The organism is Umezawaea beigongshangensis, assembly GCF_016464305.1.
Classification (GTDB): domain Bacteria; phylum Actinomycetota; class Actinomycetes; order Mycobacteriales; family Pseudonocardiaceae; genus Umezawaea_A; species Umezawaea_A beigongshangensis.
This window is the reverse complement of the sequence record NZ_JAEIOJ010000003.1, coordinates 512,999-533,718: the sequence shown is the minus strand read 5'-3', so window position 1 is coordinate 533,718 and position 20,720 is coordinate 512,999. Positions and strand designations below refer to the sequence as shown.

Genomic DNA, 20,720 nt, shown 5'->3' with positions numbered 1-20,720 from the left:
TGTGGGGTTGGTGCCCCGTGGGCTGCCCCCGGGGTTGGGTGGGGCCGGCGCCCTTTCTTGCCTTGCGGGGGGGGGGCCTTCTTTTGTGGGGGGGGGGGGGGGGGGGGGGGGGGGGGCGGCCCCCCCCCCCGCGCCCGCTCGACCGGCGCTACTCCTCCTCGCCGAAGAACTCCTCGCCGGCCTCCTCGAACACCTCGCCCAGCACCATGCCGCCGACGAACCCGGCCGCCGCGCCGGCGGCCATGCCGCCCACGCCGCCGTGGTGCCCGCCGTGGCCGCCGTAGCCGTGGCCGCCGCGGTGCCCGCCGTGGCCGCCGCCGAACTGCTGACGGCGCTGGCCGACCTGCTGGAGCCAGCCGCCGATCAGCGAGGCCCAGTCGGTGCTCATCGCCTCGGCGTGCGGGACGTGGAAGCGGCCGAACGCGTCCTGACCGGAGCTGAAGAAGCCGCCGCGCTTGTCGGCCTCCAGCACCACGACCAGCTCGTGCGGGCTGGTGACGAAGGTCAGCTCGACCTCGTTGAGCGACCCGGCGAACTGCGGGGGCGGGTAGAACTCGATCTCCTGGTAGAACGGCAGCTCCTGGTGCACGCCGTGGATGCGGCCCTGCTCCAGGTCGGCCTTGCGGAACTGGAAGCCGAGCTGGGAGAACGCCTCCAGCACGCGCTGCTGCGACGGCAGGGGCACGACGGCGAGCGGGTCCAGGTCGCCCTTGTCGACGGCCTTCGCCACCGCCAGCTCCGTGCGCACGCCGAGGTTCATGCCGTGCAGGTGCTGTCCCAGCACCTCGGTCACGGGCGCTTCCCACGGCAGTGGCAGGGAGAACGGGATCACCTGGTCCTGTCCCGCGGCGAGGCGGAAGCGACCGGCGACGACGGCGCGGTGGAACTCCACGGTGCGGTCGCCCTCGTGGTCGCCGTGCTCGACGCCGACCCTGGTGAGCAGGCCCAGGGCGGCGTGCTCGATCTCCACGTCCTGCGTTCCGCCGGTGACGCGCACCTCGCCGGTGACCACGCCGCCGGGCTGCACCCGCGGGGTGGCGAGGACGGTGTCCACGGAGGGGCCGCCCACGCCCAGCGCACCGAGCAACTTCTTGAAGACCATGCTTGGTCCTTCTCCCACTCTGCTGTCGAGACCGGATGGTCGGACGAGCGCGAGCCTAGATCATCGCTGGTCCGGACAAATCGCCCACACGACGGACGTCGGAGCACGGGGGACGATCCCGCTACGATCGCCCGGAGGTGCGGGACCGGACGTTCCGAGCGCTGTCGCGCTCGTTCCCGGCGCCCCGCCCGACGAGCACCGGGAGGACTTCGTTGAGGAACGCCGTCGCACTCGTCGGCTGTCTGCTGCTGGGCATCGTGACGGCCCTGTGCGTGTTCTTCGGCATCCTGGGCTTCACACCGATGGGCGCCTGCGAGCCCGGCGCGACGTCCGGGGCGTGCGCCTACGGGCGGGCGGGGACGGTGGTCGCGTTCGTCGCGATCCCGGCGGTGGCGCTGGTGAGCGTGCTCGCGACGTGGGTGGGCGCGCGGCGCGGCCCGCGGGTGGCGTGGCCGTACGTGGGCCTGGTGGTGACCGTGGCGATGATGACCGGCGCGGTGCTGGTCGTGGGCGGCAGCTGACCCCCTCGACGCGGAACGGCCCCGGCCTGGTGGCCGGGGCCGTCGCGTCGAACGGGCGGGGATCAGGCCGAGGGGGCCAGGTGCAGCAGGCGGTTCGGGGAACCGCTGCCGGGGCTGGTCACCTTGCCGCTCGTCGCACCGCTCACCAGGGCGCTGGAGACCTGGGCCGGCGTGGCGGACGGGTTGGACTGCAGGTAGCGCGCCGCCGCACCGGCCACGTGCGGGGTCGCCATCGACGTGCCGGAGATGCTGCTGGTCGCCGAGTCGCTGGTGCTCCAGGACGAGGTGATCGACGAGCCGGGCGCGAAGATGTCGAGCACCGAGCCGTAGTTGGAGTAGCTGGCGCGGGCGTCGGTGCTGGTGGTGGCGCCGACGGTGATGGCCTCGGTCACCCTGGCCGGGGAGGTGCTGGAGGCGTTGGTGCTGCTGTTGCCCGCGGCCACCGCGTAGGTCACGCCCGCGGCGATCGAGCGGCGCACGGCGGCGTCGATCGTCGTGGACGCGCCGCCGCCGAGGCTCATGTTGGCCACGGCGGGCTTGACGGCGTTGGCGGTGACCCAGTCGATGCCCGCGACCACACCGGCGGTGGTGCCGCTGCCGGAGTTGTTCAGCACGCGGACGCCGTAGACCGTGGCGGCCTTCGCGACGCCGTACTGGCTGCCCGCGATGGTGCCGGCGACGTGGGTGCCGTGGCCGTTGCCGTCCTGGGCGACGGCGTCGTTGTCGACGAAGTCGTAGCCGTTGCGGGCCCGGCCGCCGAAGGTGGAGTGGCTGATGCGCACGCCGGTGTCGATGACGTAGGCGTTCACGCCGGAGCCGGTCGTGGTGTAGCTGTAGGACTGGTTGAGCGGCAGGCTCACCTGGTCGACGCGGTCCAGACCCCACGACGGCGGGTTGGTCTGCGTGGCGGTCGTGCGGAACACCTGGTTCTGCTCGACGTACTCCACGGCGGGGTCGGCGGCCAGGCGCTTGGCCTGCTTCTCCGACAGGGTGACGCTGAAGCCGCGCACGCTGGGGAACACGCGGTCGACCCGGCCGCCGAAGCGGCTGGCGAGCCCGGTGGCCCTGCTGCTGGTGTCGGCGGCCGAGGTGACGGCGCCGGTGTTCTCCTTGAACTTCACGATGAAGCTGTCCGCGACCTTCTCGGTCGCGTCGGCCGCCCGGATCTCACCCTCGGCCGCCTGTGCCGTCCCGGCCATCAGGGACATGGTGGCGGTGGAGGCCACCGCGGCGCCGGCCAGGAATCGGATCTTGCGTGACTGTCCCATGCGTGCTTCCTGTTCTCGAACAGTTCCGCCCGCTCCCCGTGACGCCTTGCAGGGCTCGGGAGCGGGAGTGGAGACGTGGACGATGATCACCCAGGGCAACTGCACCCTCGCTTGCTGTCACTGAGCTAAACAGAGGACACGAACGGGTGAAAGCAGGAAGAATTGCCAGTTTGGTTTGAATGTTAAAAGTACGTTTGACCTGCGACTTCCCGGCCGGTGAGAGATGTTGACGATCTCCCCGGTCGTGTGTGGAACGCATTTCGAGACACGCCGTCAGTAGGAGCGCGGCAGTTTCAGCGTGTTCTGAGCGACGAAATTCAAGATCATTTCTCGGCTCACCGGGGCGATGCGCATGACGCGGGACGCGCCGAGCAGCGAGCCCAGCCCGTACTCGGTGGCGAGACCGTTGCCGCCGTGCACCTGGACGGCCTGGTCCACGGTCGCGACGCACGCCTCCGCCGCGGCGTACTTGGCCATGTTCGCCGCCTCCCCCGCCGCCCCGTCCTGCCCGGAGTCGTAGAGCGCGGCGGCCTTCTGCGTCATGAGCCTGGCCAGCTCGATCTGGATCGCGCACGCCGCCAGCGGGTGCGCCAGGCCCTGGTGCGCGCCGATGGGCGTGCCCCACACCTCGCGGGTGCGGGCGTAGTCCGCCGCCTGCGCCAGCGCGCGGCGCGCGACGCCCGTGGCGAACGCGGCCGCCATGATCCGCTCGGGGTTGAGCCCGGCGAAGAGCTGCGCGAGACCGGCGTCCTCGCTGCCCACGAGCGCGTCCGCGGGCAGCCGCACACCGTCGAAGAAGCAGGTGAACTGCCGTTCCGGGGACACGAGGTCCATCTCGACGGGCCGGAAGGTGAAGCCGGGCGCGTCGGTCGGGACGATCAGCAGCGACGGCGCGAGCCGCTCACCGGTCGCGGAGACGTGCCTGGCCACGACCAGCACCGCCTCCACCTCGTCGACGCCGGAGATGTAGTGCTTGCCGCCGTCGAGCACCCACTCGTCGCCGTCGCGGCGCACGGCCGTGGCGAGGCGGTGCGAGTTGGAGCCCGCGTCGGGCTCGGTGATCGCGAACGCCATCTTCGTGGTGCCGTCGGCGAACCCCGGCAGCCAGCGCGCGCGCTGCGCGTCGGTGCCGAAGCGGGCGATGACCGTCGCGCAGATCGCCGGGGACACCACCATCAGCAGCATCGGCGCACCCGCGGCGGCCAGCTCCTCGCACACGGCGGCCAGGTCCCCGATGCCGCCGCCACCGCCGCCGTAGGACTCGGGGACGGACACGCCGAGGTAGCCCAGCGCACCGGCCTCCGCCCACAGCTCCGCGGTCTTCTCCCCCGCGCGGGCCTTCGCGGTGAAGTACTCGTGCCCGTAGCGGGCGCCCAGGGCGGCGACGGCCGCGCGCAGCGCCCGCCGTTCCTCGGTCTCGATGAACGCGTTCACTGTTCCTCCACGACGATCAGCACGTCTCCGGCGTCGACCTGGTCCCCCCGCCGCACCCGGACCTCCGCGACGGTGCCGTCCGTCGTCGCGAGCACCCGGTGCTCCATCTTCATCGCCTCCAGCACCAGCAGCTCGGTCCCGGCCGCGACGCGGTCGCCCTCGCCGACGCCGATCCGGACGACCGTGCCGGGCACGACCGCGACCGCAGCTCCCGGCAGCACGCGCTCGGCGGGGTCGGGGAAGCGCGGCGCGGTCAGCAGCGAGACCGCCCCGAGGGGGGAGTCGACCTCGGCGCGGTCGCCGTGCAGGGCGACGGCGAAGCGGTGCCGCACCCCGGCCAGCTCCAGCACGACCTCGTGCTCCTGCGGACCGGCGGACCGCACCGACACGACGTGCGCGGGCACGTCGGTGAGCACGCCGTCGCGGGTGTGCCGGTACTCGACGCGCACGGTGTCGTCGCCGACCAGGTAGGAGACCCGCTGCGGCTGGGACACGACGTTGCGCCAGCCGCTCGGCAGGTGGCTGCCGCGGCGGCGCCCGGCGGCCTGCGCGAGCGCGGCGGCCAGCGCGCTGATCCGCGGGTCGTGCGCCGGACGCGGTCCGGCGAGACCGTGCTCGTCGAGGAAGCCGGTGTGCGTGTCCCCGGCGAGGAACGCCGGGTGGCTCAGCACGTCGGCGAGCAGGTCCCGGTTGGTGACCAGACCGTGCACGCGCGTCCCGCGCAGGACGGCGGCCAGCGTGCGGGCCGCCGCGTGCCGGTGCGGGGCCCACGCGATCACCTTCGCGAGCATCGGGTCGTAGTGCACCCCGACCTCGGAGCCGGTCTCCACGCCGCTGTCCAGCCGGACGCCCGGCACGAGGGGGACGTCGAAGCGCAGCAGGGTGCCGGTGGAGGGACGCCAGTCGCAGGCGGGGTCCTCGGCGCACAGGCGGACCTCGATCGCGTGCCCGGAGGGCTCGGGCGGCTCCGGCGGCAGCGCCGCGCCCTCGGCGACGGCGAGCTGCCACGCCACCAGGTCGAGGCCGAACACCAGCTCGGTCACCGGGTGCTCGACCTGAAGCCGGGTGTTGACCTCCAGGAAGTGGAACGCGCCGCGCTCGTCGAGGAGGAACTCCACGGTGCCCGCGCCGACGTAGCCGACGGCGCGGGCGGCGGTGACGGCCGCGTCGCACAGCCGGGCGCGCAGCGCCTCGTCCACGGCGGGGCTCGGCGTCTCCTCCACGATCTTCTGGTGGCGGCGCTGGATCGAGCACTCGCGCTCGCCCAGCGCCCAGACGGTGCCGTGCTCGTCGGCGAGGACCTGCACCTCGACGTGGCGCGCGGCGGTGAGCAGCGGTTCGCAGAACACCGTGCCGTCGCCGAAGGCCGACTCCGCCTCGCGGCGGGCACCGGCGAGCTGATCGGCCAGCTCGCCGAGGGACCGCACGATTCGCATCCCCCGGCCGCCGCCACCCGCGGACGCCTTGACCAGCAGCGGGAGGTCGGCCGCCGTGACGTCCTGCGGCGCCAGCTCGGGCAGCACGGGCACGCCGGCGGCGGCCATCCGCTGCTTCGCAGCGATCTTGGAGCCCATGCCCTCGACCACGTCGGGCGGCGGGCCGACCCAGGTGAGCCCTGCGGCGAGGACGGCGCGGGCGAAGTCGGCGTTCTCCGACAGGAACCCGTAACCGGGGTGCACGGCGTCCGCGCCCGCCGCCGTCGCCGCGGCGACGATCGCGTCCCCGCGCAGGTAGGTCTCGGCGGGGGTCGCGCCGGGCAGCCGCACCGCCAGGTCGGCCTCGGCGACGAACGGCTCGTGCTCGTCGGGGTCGGAGAACACCGCGACGGTCCCCACGCCGAGCTCGCGACACGTCCGGACGATCCTGCGGGCGATCTCGCCGCGGTTGGCGACGAGCAGTCGGGTGATCACGGGGCTCACATCCTGAAGACGCCGTAGCCGGCGGCGCCCTCGACAGGTCCACTGTGGACGGCGGACAGGCACAGGCCGAGCACCGTTCTGGTGTCGCGGGGGTCGATCACGCCGTCGTCGTAGAGGCGGCCGGACAGGAACGGCGCGAGCGACTGCTGCTCGATCTGCCCCTCCACCAGCTCCCGCATCGCCGCGTCGTGCTCCTCGGCGTACTCCCGGCCCTTCGCGGCGGCGGCCTGCCGCGCCACGATCGACAGGACCCCGGCGAGCTGCTTCGGCCCCATCACGGCGGACTTGGCGTTCGGCCAGGTGAACAGGAACCGCGGGTCGAAGGCGCGACCGCACATGCCGTAGTTGCCCGCGCCGTAGGACGCGCCCATCACGACCGTCAGGTGCGGCACGCGGCTGTTGGACACCGCGTTGATCATCATGGCGCCGTGCTTGACGATCCCGCCCTGCTCGTAGCGGGTGCCGACCATGTAGCCGGTGGTGTTCTGCAGGAAGATCAGCGGTGTGGCCGCGGAGTTCGCGAGCTGGACGAACTGCGCGGCCTTCTGCGACTCCTCGCTGAACAGCACGCCCCGCGCGTTGGCGAGGACGCCGACCGGGTAGCCGTGCAGCGACGCCCAGCCCGTCACCAGGCTCGTGCCGTAGGCGGGCTTGAACTCGTCGAAGCGGGACCCGTCGACGACGCGCCCGATCACCTCGCGCGGGTCGAACGGCACCCGCAGGTCCGCTGGCACGACTCCCAGCAGCTCGTCGGCGTCGAGCAGCGGCTCCTCCACCTCGTGCGCGGGCGGCGGTCCCTGCTTGCGGTGGTTGAGCCGCGCGACGACGCGGCGGGTCAGCCGGATCGCGTCGGTCTCGTCCTCCGCGACGAAGTCGGCCAGTCCGGAGACGGAGCCGTGCATCCGCGCGCCGCCCAGCTCCTCGTCCCGCGCCTCCTCGCCGGTGGCCATCTTGACCAGCGGCGGACCGCCGAGGAACACCTTGGCGCGGTCGGCGACCATGATCACGTGGTCGGACAGGCCCGGCACGTACGCGCCGCCCGCCGTGGCGTTGCCGAACACGGCGGTCACCGTCGGCACGCCCGCCGCGGACAGCCGCGTCAGGTCGCGGAACGCCCGGCCGCCGGGGATGAAGATCTCGCTCTGGCTCTGCAGGTCGGCACCGCCGGACTCGACCAGGCTGATCAGCGGCAACCGGTTGGCCAGCGCGATGTCGGCCGCGCGGAACGTCTTGCGCAACGACCACGGGTTGCTCGCGCCGCCCCGCACGGTCGGGTCGTTGGCGACGATCACGCACTCGACGCCCTCGACCACGCCGATCCCGGTGACGACGCTCGCGCCGACCGCGTGGTCGGTTCCCCACGCCGCCAGCGGCGACAGCTCCAGGAACGGCGCGTCCCGGTCCAGCAGCAGCTCCACCCGCTCGCGGGCCAGCAGCTTGCCGCGCCGGTGGTGCCGCTCGGTGTACTTCGGGCCGCCACCGGCGACGGCCTTCGCGTGCTCGGCGTCCAGCGCGGCGAGGGACTCCAGCAGCGCGGCGCGGTTGGCCGCGTACTCCGGCGAGCCGGTGTCGACGCCGGTTCTGAGCACGGTCATCGGGTGAACCCCATTCGCCTCGCCGCCAGTTCCGCCAGCACCTCGCTGGTCCCTCCTCCGATGCCGAGAACCCGCGCGTCGCGGTAGTGCCGCTCCACCTCGGCGTCGCGCAGGTAGCCGAAACCGCCGTGCAGCTGCACCGCCTGGTCCACGACGTGCGAGCACGCCTCCACCGCGGCGTTCTTCGCCAGGCACACCCGGTCGACGCACTCGCGGCCCGCGGCGACCGTCGCGGCGACCTCGCGGGTGAACGTGCGCGCCAGGGCGGTGCGCTGCGCCATCTCCACCAGCCGGTGCCGCACGAGCTGCCGGGAGATCAGCGGCCGGCCGAACGTCTCCCGCGCGCGGACCCACGCCAGCGTCAGGTCCAGGCAGCGCTGGGCCGTCGCGCACGCCTGCACGGCCAGCGAGATCCGCTCGGCCTGGAACTGCCGCGCGATCAGCGCGAAGCCGGCGTTCTCCGCGCCGACGAGGTTGCCCACCGGGACCCTGGCCCGCGCGAAGGACAGCTCGGCGGTGTCCGAGCAGTGCCACCCCATCTTCTCCAGCCCGCGGGTCACCGTGAAGCCGGGCGTGCCGCGCTCGACCACGAGCAGGCTGATCCCGCCGTGCCCCTCACCGCCGGTGCGCACGGCGGTGGTGACGAAGTCGGCGCGGCTGCCGGAGGTGATGAACGTCTTGCTGCCGTCCACGACGTAGTGGTCGCCGTCGCGCACGGCCCTGGTGCGCAACGCGGCCACGTCGGAGCCGCCGTCGGGCTCGGTGATCGCGAGCGCGCCGATCAGCTCTCCGGCGAGCGTCGGCCGGACGAACCGCTCGATCTGGCCGGGATCGCCCGCGTCGACCACGTGCGGCAGCGCGATGCCGTGCGTGAACAGCCCGGCGACGAGCCCGGAGGAGGCGCCCGCGTGGATCAGCTCCTCGGTGAGCACCACCGTGTCGAGGAGGTCGCCGCCGCAGCCGCCGACCTCCTCGGCGAACCCGACGCCCAGCAGCCCCACCTCGGCGGTCCTGCGGTGCAGCTCGCGCGGCAGCTCACCGGCGCGCTCCCAGCCGTCGAGGTGCGGCACGACCTCCCGCTCGGCGAACCGGCGCGTCGTGGCCCGCAGCTCGACGCGCTCCGGCGTCTCGAACAGCTCCCCGGTGATCGTCACAACAGCTCCTCCCGGACGGTCACAACAGCTCCTCCGGAACGGTCACAACAGTTCCTCCGGAACGTCCGCGTGCCGGCAGCGCAGCCACTCGCCCAGCGCCTTGGCCTGCGGGTCGAAGCGGGCCGAGGAGGCGACACCGGCACCGAGCAGGCCGTGCAGCACGAAGTTCAGCGCGCGCAGGTTCGGCAGCTCGTAGCGGTCCACGACCAGGTCCCGCGTCTCGGGCAGCAGCTCGCGCAGGCGAGCGGTGGTCAGCTCGTGCGCGAGCCACCGGTACGCCGCGTCCGAGCGCACCCACACGCCCAGGTTCGCGTCCCCGCCCTTGTCCCCGGAGCGCGCGCCCACCACCGCGCCCAGCGGGACGCGCCGGGTCGAGCCGGGAGCGGGCGCGTCCGGCACCCGCTCCGGCGGCACGTGACGGCGTGGTCCCGAGGGTGGCGGCGCGACCGCGACGCGGGCGCCACCGGGCAGCACGGCGGTGTGCCGCACGGCGCTCTGCGGCACGAACGCCGCCGAGCACACGCCGAACGGCGTGCCGTCCGACGGCGGCGCGGTCACGTGGAAACCGGGGTAGGAGGCGAGCGCCAGCTCCACCGCAGCGCGGGCGAAACCTTTGGCGCGTGCGGGATCGCGCGTGCGGATCGTGGCGTGCAGCAGCGCGCTCGCCGTCTCCTGCGTGTCGGCGTCCGGCCGGTCGACGCGCGCGAGCGTCCACTCCAGACCGTCGGAGCCGATCGCGGCGTCGAGCTGCCGCCGCACCAGATCCGCCTTCTCGTCCACGTCCAGTCCGGTGAGGACGAACGTCGTGCCGTTGCGGAACCCGCCGAGGGTGTTGAGGCACACCTTCAGCTCCGGCGGCGGCGGCGAGCCGACGACACCGCTGATCCGCACCCGGTCCGGGCCGACCTGCTCCAGCACCGCCGTGTCGACGTGCGCGACGACGTCCGGCCCGAGGTAGGCGGGATTCCCGATCTCGTAGAGCAGCTGCGCGGTGACCGTGCCGGTCGTGACGGCTCCGCCGGTGCCGTCGTGCTTGGTGATCACGGCCGATCCGTCCGCGTGCAGCTCGGCGATCGGGAAGCCGGGCCGGTCGAGGCCGGGGACCTCGCCGAAGAAGGAGAAGTTGCCGCCGGTGGCCTGCGCGCCGCACTCCAGCACGTGCCCGGCGACGACCGCGCCCGCCAGCGCGTCCCAGTCGTCGGGCCGCCAGCCGAAGTGGGCGACGGCGGGACCGACGACGAGGGCCGCGTCGGTCACCCGGCCCGTCACCACGACGTCGGCGCCGGAGCGCAGGCAGTCGGCGATGCCGTGGGCCCCGAGGTAGGCGTTGGCCGTGAGGGGGTCGCCGAAGCCGAACTCCGCCGCCCGGTCCAGGAGGTCGTCACCGGTCACGTGCGCCACGCGCGGGTGCAGGCCGAGCCGGTCGGCCAGCTCGTCCAGGGCCCGCGCGAGTCCCGCCGGGTTGAGACCACCGGCGTTGACGACGATCCGGGTGCCGCGCTCCAGCGCGAGGCCGAGCGCGTCCTCCATCTGCCGCAGGAACGTCCTGGCGTAGCCGAGACCCGCGTCGCGCGCCCGGTCGCGGCCGAGGATCAGCATGGTGAGTTCGGCGAGGTAGTCGCCGGTGAGGAAGTCCAGGTCGCCGCCCTGGAGCATCTCCCGCACGGCGGAGAAGCGGTCGCCGTAGAAGCCGGAGGCGTTGCCGACGCGGATCACGACCGCGCCCTGTCCCGGCCGGGGCCGGGGGCGCCCGCGAACGCCTGCGCGACGCCCAGCCAGGACGCGGCGACGCGCCCGGTCGCGGTGAGGCCGAGGTCGTCGCGGTGACGCCGCTGGGTCACCAGCAGGCAGAAGTCCAGCGCGGACCCGGTCACCCGGTTCGCGGCGTCCGGCTCGCCCCACGTCCACAGCTCGCCGCGCGGCCCGGTCAGCTCCACCCGCACCTGCTCGTCGGGCACCGGCAGACCGCGCACGGCGAAGGAGAAGCCCAGCGTGCGCACGCCGAGGTGGGCGACGTGCCGCAGCCGCGCGGTCGGCTCGCGCGCCGCGCCCAGCGCGTCGGCGACGTCCTGGCCGTGCGCCCACGTCTCCATCAACCGCGCCGTCGCCATCGACGCCGGGCTCATCGGCGGCCCGAACCAGGCCAGCTTCCGCCCGTCGGGCACGGCGGCGAGCGCGCGGGACAGCGCGTCCCGCCCGGTCCGCCACCGGGCGAGCAGTTCCGCGCGCGGTCGCGCGGCCCCGCGCCCGGCGGCCACGTCGACGGCACCGGCCCCCTCGTCCAGCGCCTCCCGCACGGCGGCCGTGAAGGCGGCCTCGTCGGTCACCGCGAGCAGGGCCACCTCGTCGGTCCACGCGAGGTGCGCGACCTGGTGGGCGATCGTCCAGCCCGCGGCGGGCGTGACCGTCGTCCAGTCCTCGTGCGCCGCCACGAGGGCGTCGAGGTCGGCGCTCTCCGCGCGCAGGTCGTCGAGCAGGTCCGTGCGCGTGCTCACGCGTCCTCCCCGAGCGCTCGGTCGAGCAGGGCCGCCCAGCCGCGCACGACGTGCGCGCGGCGCTTGCCGTCGTCGGTGAGCTGGTTGGCCAGGGCGAGACCGCGGACCAGGTCGAGCGTCGCCTGCACCGCCTCGCGCACACCGGGCCTGCTCTCGTCCGCGCCGAGCAGCTCGACGGCCAGCCGGTGCGTCTCGCGGCCGATGCGCGTCTGCAGCGGGATCACGACCCGCTTCAGCTCGGGGTCGGTGCGCGCCGCGACCCACAGCTCCAGCGCGGCGGTGAACAGCTCGCTGGCGTAGAAGTCGGCGATGAGCCGGACCACCGCCTCGGTGCCGCCGTCCACCGCTCGCGCCCGCTCTTCGAGCTGCTGCACGCTCTCCGCGCCGAGGTGCTCCACGGCCGCCGCGACGAGTTCGCCGCGCGTGCGGAAGTGGTGCAGCTGCGCGCCCCGCGACACCCCGGCCCGCTCGGCGACGAGCGTCGTGGTCGTGCCCGACCACCCCCGCTCGACCAGGCACGCGACGGTCGCCTCCATGAGCTTGCGCCGGGTCTCCCGGCTCCGGTCCACCTGCCGCTGCCGCACCTCGATCACCCACCGAGTGTCGCGCGTCACAAACAAACAGTCAAGCCTGCATGTAACCACGAGTTGAGCGCTCAGGCACCATGAGTTGAGCGTTCGAACACCGCGAGTTGAGCGTTCGCGACGCGAGACCGTGACACGGCCGCGGAACCGCTCGGCCAGCACCTCGGGCACGTCGAGGTCCGAACGGGTGGGCCAGGTGCGGGCGAAGCAGTGGACGCGGCGGCGCGGACGACCCCGGTGCGGGTCCACCGCCGGGGCGAACGACAGGCCGCCGCCGGGCACCGGTTCAGCACCGATCTGGCCCGGACCTCGTGAAACACCACGTCGGCGCACTCGGGAGTTCGTACGCTGCACACCAGACCCGGCAGGACCCGCTGCCCCGACACCCCGCCCCTCGGCCCGTTCCACCTCGTACCGCCCGCTCGAACACGCGTTCGAAGACCCGTCGATCACACCACGGAGTGCTCCTTGTCAGCGGTGGACCTCGTCCTGACCCCCTTCCACACCACGGCCGTCGTGGCCTTCGGCGCGTCCACGAGCTGGGGCGAGGTGGTCGGCTTCGTGACCGGCGCGCTCTGCGTGTGGCTGGTCGCCAGGCAGAACCCCTGGAACTGGGGCATCGGCATCCTCAACAACCTGGCGTTCTTCGTCCTCTTCCTCGCCAGCGGCCTCTACGCCGACTCCGGGCTCCAGGTCGTGTACGTCGTGCTCGCGCTCTACGGCTGGTGGGCGTGGCTGCGCGGCGGCGACCGGCGCTCGCCGCTCCCGGTGAGCACCACGACCCGGCCGCAGTGGCTCGGCCTGCTGGCCGCGGGGGTCGCGGGCACGGCGCTGCTGACCTGGGTCCTCAGCACGTGGACCCCGTCGACGGTGCCACTCGCCGACGCCGTCACCACCGTCCTGTCGCTGCTCGCGACCTGGGGCCAGACCCGCAAGAAGGTCGAGTGCTGGTGGCTGTGGATCGCCGCCGACGTGATCTACGTGCCGCTCTACGCGCACAAGGACCTGTGGCTGACCGCGATCCTCTACCTCGGCTTCCTCGGGCTGTGCGTCGTGGGCCTGCGGGCGTGGACGTCCGCGCTGCGCGTCGACCGGGCCGAGCGGGTGGCCGCGTGAGCCGCTTCGCGCACTCCCTGGTGCTGGGCAAGTTCTACCCGCCGCACGCCGGGCACCACCACCTGATCCGCACCGCCGCGGCGGCCTGCGAGCGCACGACGGTCGCGGTGCTGGCGTCGAGCGCCGAGTCGATCCCGCTGGCCGACCGGGTGGCGTGGCTCGCCGCCGAGCACGCGGACACCCCCGGCGTGGCGATCGTCGGCGACGTGGACGACCACCCGATGGACCTCCTCGACGACGACGTCTGGGAACTGCACGTCGGTGTCGCGCGCTCGGTCCTGGCACGGCGGGCCATCGCCGACGGGACGCCGGGCGCGGCGACCGTGGACGCGGTGTTCTCCAGCGAGGACTACGGCGAGGAGCTCGCGAAGCGGCTGGGGGCGCGGCACGTGCCGGTGGACCCCGGCCGCGTCGCGCACCCGGTCTCGGGCACGGCGGTCCGGGCCGATCCGCGCGGCACGTGGCACCACCTCGCCCCGGCCACGCGCGCCGGGCTCGCCGCGCGAGTGGTCGTCGTGGGCGCGGAGAGCACCGGCACGACCACCGTCTCCCGCCTGCTGGCCGAGCACTTCGGCGCGGGGTGGGTGCCCGAGCGCGGGCGGGCGCACACCGGGGACAAGCTCCTCGCGGCGCACGCGCTGGCCGACGCGGCCGGCCGGGAGCGGCCCGACGCGGCCGGGCTGGTGTGGACGGTCGGGGACTTCGTGGACGTGGCGCGGGGGCAGCAGGCCGACGAGGACGCCGCCGCGGCGGTCGGCGGCCCGCTGCTGGTGTGCGACAACGACGCGTGGGCCGCGACGGTCTGGGCGCACCGCTACCTGGGCGCACCCCACCCGGACGTGGCGGCGGCGGTGGGGAACCGCCGTCCGCACCTCTACCTGCTGACCGACGACGCGGGTGTGCCGTTCGAGCAGGACGGCTGGCGCGACGGCGAGCACCTGCGGCCGTGGATGACCGGCCTGTTCACCGAGCGCCTGCGCGAGCGGGGCGTGCCGTGGGCGCTGCTGTCGGGGTCGCTGGAGGCGCGGGTGGCGCGGGCCGTCGAGCTGTGCGAGGAGCTGCTGCGCGAGCACTTCACGTTCAGCGCTCCCCCCGGCTGAACGCGCTCGGCCGCCCGCGAACCGCACGTGCGGGAGGAGGTGCCGGTACCGCCGCACGACGAGGCGACGCACGCCCGGATCACCGACGACGGCAGCCCGCTGCTGGACATCTCCGAGGCGGTGGAGCAGACGGCGCAGCTCTCGGCGTTCGAGCGGGTCGGGAAGGCGGCGGACATCGCCTGTGCGGTGGCGTTCATCGCTTCGGACCAATCGCACTGGATCAGCGGCTCTTTCATCGACGCCGCGGGTGAAGCGCTGCTAGGGTGATCGAAGACGTTTCCTGACGACACGAGTCAATCACGGGCAAGGTCTGAAGATGACTGAGAAGATTGCCGTGGACGTCTGGTCGGATCCCGTCTGCCCGTGGTGCTACCTCGGCAAACGACGGTTCGAACAGGCGCTCGAACGATTCGAGCACCGCGAGCACGTCGAGGTGCGCTGGCGCAGCTTCGAACTGGACCCGAGCGCCCCGAGGACCGATCCGCCGACCCTGCCCGAGCGCATGCTGAACGTGCTCGGGCTGCCGCCGGGGGAGGCGGAGTACGGGATCACCTACATCACCGGCCTCGCCGAGGAGGTCGGCCTGGACTACCACCTGTGCGACGCCCGTCCGGTCAACAGCGGGGACGCGCACCGGCTGCTGCACTTCGCCACGGCCAACGGCAAGGGCGACGAGCTGCGGGAACGTCTCAGCAGCGCCTACTGCGGCGAGGGCGTGAACATCGGCGACCACGAGACGCTGCTCTCGCTCGCAGAGCAGGTCGGGCTCGACCGGGCCGAGGTCGCCGAGGTCCTCCGGAGCGACGCCCACGCGGCGGAGGTGGCGCAGGACGTCGCCGACGCCAGGCGGATCGGCGTCACGAGCGTTCCCACGTTCCTGTTCGGCGGGGCCCACCTGGCCGCCGGCGCCTGCTCGACCGACGAGCTGCACGGCGCGCTGAAGCGCACCTGGGCCGACGCCCACCGGTGAGCGGGACTTTCTCGGGACAGTTCGCAAAAAAGAGCCGCGTCGGCGACACGGCTCTTTTTTCTTGACCGCACCACGCGAATTCTGGGCAGCACCGGGGGAACCCGCGGGAATCGCCTGGCCCGCTCGTAGCGGGCACAGGGCGCGACCAGCGTGAAAGTCGTGCCCGTCGGAGTCGACGCGCCTTCCGGGGACACCGGAAACGCGCCGAACCTCGTCGACGGGGAGCTGCGGACGGCACCGTGCCGCTCCCCGCCGGTCCGCGCACGCCGTCCACCCGGATCGTCCCGGCGATCACCAGGGCCGCCGAGGCCGCCGGACGACCGGCCCCGCGAGTGTTGGTGGTGCTGCCCGCCGTGGTCGCCGACGACCTCGCCACCGTCCGCGACGTCACCGCGGGCCAGTTGCGTTCTACGGGCAGGTCCCCTCCTGCCAGCAGGTCGCGGCGGACGAGGGCGGCGTCCGCGGCCGCCGCGTCGGTGCCGAGGTCGCGGAACCCCCGCGCACGCACCAGGTTCCGCCACCGTCCCGAGTGGACGGACGAGTGCTGGAGCTGCGGACGGGCCGACCACGGCGCTCGACGTCACCGCGCGGGCGCAGGTCCTCCGGCCGCTCGACGCGCGGCGGCGGGCCGGTGCCGCGGAGCTGCTGATCGGCCACGGCCGCGCCCCGGCTGGACGACGCCGGTCGTCGGCCGAGCACGCACCCGGCCCGGACCTCCTGGAACGCCTCACCCCGCCCTCCGGTCACCGGATTGGCCCATCGGCCACCTCCCCCGGCAGGATGGACCCGTGCGCGACGACGACTCCGGCGACCCCGCCGCCCCGCGGCGCCGACGCAGACGCGCGGAGCCGGTGCGGCGCGGAGCCGTCGCCGCACCGCGGGGGCACGGCCACGGCCACGGGCACTCCCCCGCCGGGCCGGCGTCGGCGCGGGTGCGCAGACTGCTGCTGATCCTCACGCTCCCGCTGGTGCTGGCCACGGTCGTGGGCGCGCTCGTGCTCTACCCGTTCGGGAAGGACCAGGCCACCGGCGCGGACATCGGTCTGACCCAGGTGCCGGTGCGCGGCGACATCACCGCGGCGGTGCGGGGGCCGTGCGACGGGTCGCGGGTGCAGGTCGGCGTGCCGCAGGACCAGCCGGCGGACGCCGGGTGCCTGCTGGTGACGGTGCTGATGGAGGACGGGCCGACACCGGGCGGCAGCATCGTCCTGCCGGTGCCGGTCGAGCCGAGCACCCCGCGGTTCGCGGTGGGCGACGCCGTGGTGCTCCAGTACTCCGGCTCCGACCCGGCCAACAGCCAGTCCTACCAGCTCGTGGACTTCCAGCGCGGGACACCGCTGCTGGTGCTGGGCGCGCTGTTCGCGCTGGCCGTGCTGCTGCTGGGGCGCTGGCAGGGTCTGGCGGCGCTGGGCGCGCTGGTGCTGAGCCTCGTGGTGCTGGTCGTGTTCGTGCTGCCCGCGATCCTCGCCGGGGAGAACCCGCTGACGGTCGCGGTCGTCGGCGCGGGACTGATCATGTTCGTGGTGCTGTACCTGACGCACGGGTGGTCGGCGCGCACCACGACGGCGGTGATCGGCACGCTGGTGAGCCTCGCGCTGATCGGCGTGCTGGGCTCGCTGTTCTCCTGGGCGAGCGACCTGACCGGCCTGGACGAGGACACCGCGAACCTGGTCACGCTGCTGGGCCACGGCATCGACACGCGCGGCCTGCTCCTGGCGGGAGCCCTGATCGGCGCGCTGGGCGTGCTGGACGACGTGACGGTCACGCAGACCAGCGCGGTGTGGGAACTGCGCCGGGCGAACGCGTCGCTGACCTGGCGGCAGCTCAACGCGGCCGGTCTGCGGATCGGCCGCGACCACATGTCCTCGGTGGTCAACACGCTGGTCATGGCCTACGCGGGCGCGGCGCTGCCGGTGCTGCTGGCGTTCTCGGTGTCGGGGCGCACGCTGGGCGAGATCCTCACCGCGCAGCAGGTCGCGCAGGAGATCGTGCGCACGCTGGTGGGCAGCATCGGCCTCGTGGCGGCGATCCCGATCACGACGGCGCTCGCGGCGTTCGTCGCGAGCCGGGAGACGCCCGCAGCCCCACCGGACCCCGACCCCGAGCCGGAACCGGAGCCGGAGCCCGAGCGCCCGCGCGCGGTGACGCGCATGGAGGGCGAGCTGTACGGCTACTCCCCCGACAGGGGTCCGTGGCGACGTCCGCCACCGCAGCGCCGCACCGGCGGTTAGGTCGCCCGGGGCCACACCCGCCGCGCGACCGCCTCCGGGTCCCAGAACGTCTCGGCGAGGGTGATCAGACCGTTCCCGTCGAAGCGGAACCGCGCGGTGCCCTCGAACTCGGTGGTGGCGCCCAGCTCGTGGGTGACCCCCCGAGCGCCGGGCGAGCTGGTGGATGCCGTGGCCGAGACCGCCCTCGTCGTCGGCCCCGTGGACGTTCAGCGCCAGCAGGTAGTGCTGGAACAGGAAGCTCTGGCAGGTCTTGCCGATCGTCTTGACCGCGATCGGGTAGCGGTACTCGTCCAGCGCGCTCTCCGGCGCGTCCAGCGGGGTCGCCACCGTGCGGCCCCGCTCCCCGAGCTCGGTCAGCAGCGGCTGGAGCAGTCGACGCGGAACGGCCGACAGGCGGCGCGCGGCGACCGACTGAGCGCCGCTGGCGTCGCGCAGCCGCACGCTCAGGGGGTAGAAGTCCGCCAGGTTCACCAGGTCCAGCGCCTGTCCGGCGTCCACCGCCCGGTCCACGGCCCGCGCGGCGCGTTCTGCGTGCCCGGCGGCCGACGCCCACCGCTTCTCCCCGGCCAGCCGTTCGGCCAGGTCCACGTAGTGCTCGGCGATGCGCAGCCAGCACTCGGTGATCTGGTGGGCGCTGCGGAACAGGTGGTCCTCCGGCCCGGACGGCGTGGTCGCGCGCAGGCGGCGCACCACGTCCGGCCGGACGACCCGGAGGTGGTCCAGCAGCGGCAGGTCGGGGTCCGCGACGGGACGGGGCAGCCCGTGGCGGTCGCAGGCCGCCGCGACGTGCGACTCGACGCCGGTGCGGAACGGCGGGGGACGCGAGGTGAACGCCCGCGCCACCCCGGACACCTCGTGCGCCCCCAGCGCGAGCAGGACGCGGAACGCCGACACCGACCCGGCGTCGCCGGAGTCCTCCCGCGGGAAGGACTCCGGCGGGGTCACCCGCTCGTCCGCGAGGAACTCGTGCAGGGTCTCCAGGCCCGTGATCAGGAGGTGGGCGAGCCGACGCAGCCCGCGATCGGTCAGCACCGCGGGCCGCTCGTCGTGCAGGGCGTCGTCGATCAGCCACAGGCACAGCTCCGCGGCCTGGTACCCGGCGGTGACGACGACGCCACCGGTCCACTCCGGACCGGTGTCCCAGGTGGATCTCAGCAGCGGGTACCTGGTGCAGCGCTCGCAGGGGGACCGTGTCGCGGCGTCGGAGGTCATGAACGTGCGACCCCTCCGGGCGGGGGAGGACGAGCGGCGGCCGCAGCGCAGGTCGCCGACGACTACGGCTACAAGGCATCAGTCTTCTGCGTCACAGCAGGTCAGGGTCACGGCGACCGTCCTCTTCGTACCCGTTGCGCGTCCGCCGCACGCCGCCGTAGCCTTCGCGGGATGGAACCGCTTCGCCACGCACTCGCGGACTGGGACGACCTCGTGTCCACCGCCACCCCGCACCTGGAGAGGCTGTTCCGGGTCCAGGAGGACCCGACCCAGCTGCCGGTGTCCAGCGACGCCCCCTCGCTCCGCGTCCGCGCGCAGACCCCCGGCCCCCTGCCGAAGACCGGACGGCCGCTGGCGGAGCTGCTGCCGGAGGTGCTGGACCTCGTGCTCCAGCAGGGCTACTGCAACGGCGCGCACCCGCAGTACCACGGCTACTTCCACCCCCGCCCCCTGCCCGTGACCGTCCTCGGGGACGCCATCGCCTCCCTGCTGAACCAGAGTCCCGCGGCGTGGCGGATGGGACCGGCGGCCACCGCCCTGGAGTACGAGACCCTGGCCTGGCTCGCCGACTTCGTCGGTTACCCCCGCGGCGGCCCGGACCGCCTGCCGGGAGTGTTCACCTCGGGCGGGTCCACGGCGAACCTCGCCGGATTGAAGCTCGCGCGCGACGTGACGCTGGGGCGGGAGGTCCAGGACGCGGGGCTCGCCGACTCCCCCCGGCGGCTGACGTTCTACGCCTCGTCCGAGACGCACTACTCGATCCCCCGCGCGCTCGACGTGCTGGGAGTGGGCCGGGACGCGCTGCGCGTGGTCCCGGTGGACGAGCACGGCCGGATCTCGCTCCCCGCGCTGCGGGACCTGATCGCCCGCGACGTCGCAGCGGGCCGCACACCGGCCTGCGTGGTCGGACTGGCCTGCGCGACCGCCACGGGGGCGGTGGACCCGCTGACGGAGCTGGCCGACGTCGCCGCGGAGCACGACATGTGGTTCCACGTCGACGGCGCGGGCGGAGCGCCCTACGCCGGCCTGCCGGAGACCGGGGCTGCGTTCGCCGGGCTCGACCGCGCCGACTCGCTGACGGTGGACCCGCACAAGTGGTTGTTCACGCCCTACGGGCTCGGCTGCCTCCTGGTCCGGGACAGCGCCGAACTGGCCAGGAGCTTCCGCGGCGGGGCGCACTACTGGCAGGTCGAGGAGGACGTCGACACCGTCTTCATGGCCGTCGAGGGCGCGCGGCCGTGGAAGTCGCTCGGACTGTGGCTCGCGATGAGCCAGCTCGGCAGCGAGGGCTACGCCGACCTGCTGGCGCGCAACCTGGGCGTGGCACGCCACCTCGCCGACCGGGTGCGTGCGCGGGAGGGCTTCGAGCTGTTCGGCGAGCCCACCGTCGCGATCTGCTGCTTCCGGGTGCTGCCCGCGGACCCCGCGGTGGACGCCGACGCCCTCAACGAGCGCCTCCAGCAGCGGCTGGCCGACTCCGGGGAGTTCTTCGTGACGACCTGCCGGCCGGACGGCCGGGTGTTCCTGCGGGCGGCGATCAGCAACTTCGGCACCGAGGAGCGCCACGTCGAGGCGCTGCTGGCAGCGCTCGACGCGGCGCGGTCGGACGTGCTCTAGCGAGCCAGCAGCACGAAGACCAGCGCGAGAGCGGCGGGCAGCACCTGGACGAACAGGATGCGGCGGCTGACCGTGATCGCTCCGTAGACGCCCGCGACGATCACGCACAGCAGGAAGAACACGGCGAACTGGAATCCCGCGCCACCGGCGAACAGCGACCACAGCAGACCGGCGGCGAGGAAACCGTTGTAGAGCCCCTGGTTCGCCGCCAGCGACGCCGACTCCTCCGCGAACGCCTCCGTCGTGCCGAACGCGGCCCTGGCGCGCGGCGTGCGCCACAGGAACATCTCCAGCACGACGATGTAGACGTGGATGATCGCGACGAGCACGACCAGGACGTTCGCGACGATCTGCACGCGTTTCCCCTCGGAGTGACCGGGACGAAGATCGGCCCGACTCGAC

General features: G+C 73.8%; 17 protein-coding genes. 7 read left to right on the top strand and 10 right to left on the bottom strand.

The genetic code is table 11. The features are described 5' to 3' along the window. Positions 1-148: 148 nt before the first annotated feature. Positions 149-1,102 (bottom strand): sporulation protein, encoded by a 954-nt coding sequence (locus IMZ35_RS10745; RefSeq protein ID WP_199440821.1) that lies wholly within the window; start codon positions 1,100-1,102, stop codon positions 149-151. Between the two features lie 212 nt (positions 1,103-1,314). On the opposite strand from IMZ35_RS10745, the gene IMZ35_RS10740 reads away from it, so the two are divergent. Beyond that, complete coding sequence (locus IMZ35_RS10740; RefSeq protein WP_199440820.1) at positions 1,315-1,623, top strand: hypothetical protein; 309 nt, start codon at positions 1,315-1,317, stop codon at positions 1,621-1,623. 62 nt (positions 1,624-1,685) lie between these two features. Here IMZ35_RS10740 and IMZ35_RS10735 read toward each other — a convergent pair whose 3' ends face one another. The 8 genes from IMZ35_RS10735 to IMZ35_RS10700 all read right to left on the bottom strand — a co-directional run bounded on the left by IMZ35_RS10735 (position 1,686) and on the right by IMZ35_RS10700 (position 12,024). Further along, a complete protein-coding gene (locus IMZ35_RS10735) occupies positions 1,686-2,891 on the bottom strand; it encodes a S8 family peptidase (RefSeq protein WP_199440819.1) in 1,206 nt (401 codons plus the stop codon). Positions 2,892-3,164: 273 nt separating this feature from the next. Next, the gene (locus tag IMZ35_RS10730; RefSeq protein WP_199440818.1) at positions 3,165-4,325 is read right to left on the bottom strand and encodes an acyl-CoA dehydrogenase family protein; all 1,161 of its coding nucleotides are present in this window, start codon (positions 4,323-4,325) and stop codon (positions 3,165-3,167) included. Further along, entirely contained in the window at positions 4,322-6,235 is a 1,914-nt protein-coding gene (locus IMZ35_RS10725) for an ATP-binding protein (protein ID WP_199440817.1), read from the bottom strand. The genes IMZ35_RS10730 and IMZ35_RS10725 overlap by 4 nt, the downstream gene beginning before the upstream one ends. Positions 6,236-6,240: 5 nt before the next feature. After that, entirely contained in the window at positions 6,241-7,839 is a 1,599-nt protein-coding gene (locus tag IMZ35_RS10720; protein WP_199440816.1) for an acyl-CoA carboxylase subunit beta, read from the bottom strand. Continuing rightward, the gene (locus tag IMZ35_RS10715; protein ID WP_438816862.1) at positions 7,836-8,987 is read right to left on the bottom strand and encodes an acyl-CoA dehydrogenase family protein; all 1,152 of its coding nucleotides are present in this window, start codon (positions 8,985-8,987) and stop codon (positions 7,836-7,838) included. Before IMZ35_RS10715 ends, IMZ35_RS10720 begins: the two co-directional genes overlap by 4 nt. A gap of 48 nt (positions 8,988-9,035) precedes the next feature. Next, positions 9,036-10,709: an acyclic terpene utilization AtuA family protein gene (locus IMZ35_RS10710; RefSeq protein ID WP_199440814.1), complete on the bottom strand. Its 1,674-nt coding sequence runs from the start codon at positions 10,707-10,709 to the stop codon at positions 9,036-9,038. Next, entirely contained in the window at positions 10,706-11,488 is a 783-nt protein-coding gene (locus IMZ35_RS10705) for a TIGR03084 family metal-binding protein (protein WP_199440813.1), read from the bottom strand. The genes IMZ35_RS10710 and IMZ35_RS10705 overlap by 4 nt, the downstream gene beginning before the upstream one ends. Beyond that, positions 11,485-12,024, bottom strand: coding sequence for a TetR/AcrR family transcriptional regulator (locus IMZ35_RS10700; RefSeq protein ID WP_199441022.1), 540 nt, complete (start codon positions 12,022-12,024; stop codon positions 11,485-11,487). Before IMZ35_RS10700 ends, IMZ35_RS10705 begins: the two co-directional genes overlap by 4 nt. 525 nt (positions 12,025-12,549) lie before the next feature. Between IMZ35_RS10700 and pnuC the strand changes: the two genes are divergently transcribed. The 6 genes from pnuC (at position 12,550) to IMZ35_RS10670 (ending at position 20,318) form a co-directional block, all read left to right on the top strand. Beyond that, positions 12,550-13,188 carry a nicotinamide riboside transporter PnuC gene (gene pnuC / locus IMZ35_RS10695; RefSeq protein WP_307867956.1) on the top strand — a complete coding sequence of 213 codons (639 nt, stop codon included), beginning with the start codon at positions 12,550-12,552 and terminating at the stop codon, positions 13,186-13,188. Then, on the top strand, positions 13,185-14,288 hold the full coding sequence (locus IMZ35_RS10690) for an AAA family ATPase (RefSeq protein ID WP_199440811.1): 1,104 nt from the start codon (positions 13,185-13,187) through the stop codon (positions 14,286-14,288). The genes pnuC and IMZ35_RS10690 overlap by 4 nt, the downstream gene beginning before the upstream one ends. Positions 14,289-14,327: 39 nt before the next feature. Next, positions 14,328-14,555: a hypothetical protein gene (locus IMZ35_RS10685; RefSeq protein ID WP_199440810.1), complete on the top strand. Its 228-nt coding sequence runs from the start codon at positions 14,328-14,330 to the stop codon at positions 14,553-14,555. A gap of 49 nt (positions 14,556-14,604) precedes the next feature. After that, positions 14,605-15,258, top strand: coding sequence for a DsbA family oxidoreductase (locus tag IMZ35_RS10680; protein WP_199440809.1), 654 nt, complete (start codon positions 14,605-14,607; stop codon positions 15,256-15,258). Between the two features lie 788 nt (positions 15,259-16,046). Further along, positions 16,047-17,489 (top strand): YibE/F family protein, encoded by a 1,443-nt coding sequence (locus tag IMZ35_RS31360; protein WP_307867911.1) that lies wholly within the window; start codon positions 16,047-16,049, stop codon positions 17,487-17,489. 1,383 nt (positions 17,490-18,872) lie between these two features. Beyond that, positions 18,873-20,318, top strand: coding sequence for a pyridoxal phosphate-dependent decarboxylase family protein (locus IMZ35_RS10670; protein ID WP_199440808.1), 1,446 nt, complete (start codon positions 18,873-18,875; stop codon positions 20,316-20,318). Here the strand turns inward: IMZ35_RS10670 and IMZ35_RS10665 are convergent. Beyond that, on the bottom strand, positions 20,315-20,674 hold the full coding sequence (locus IMZ35_RS10665) for a DUF1304 domain-containing protein (RefSeq protein WP_199440807.1): 360 nt from the start codon (positions 20,672-20,674) through the stop codon (positions 20,315-20,317). The two genes, IMZ35_RS10670 and IMZ35_RS10665, sit on opposite strands and share 4 nt — an antisense overlap. Positions 20,675-20,720 lie beyond the last annotated feature (46 nt).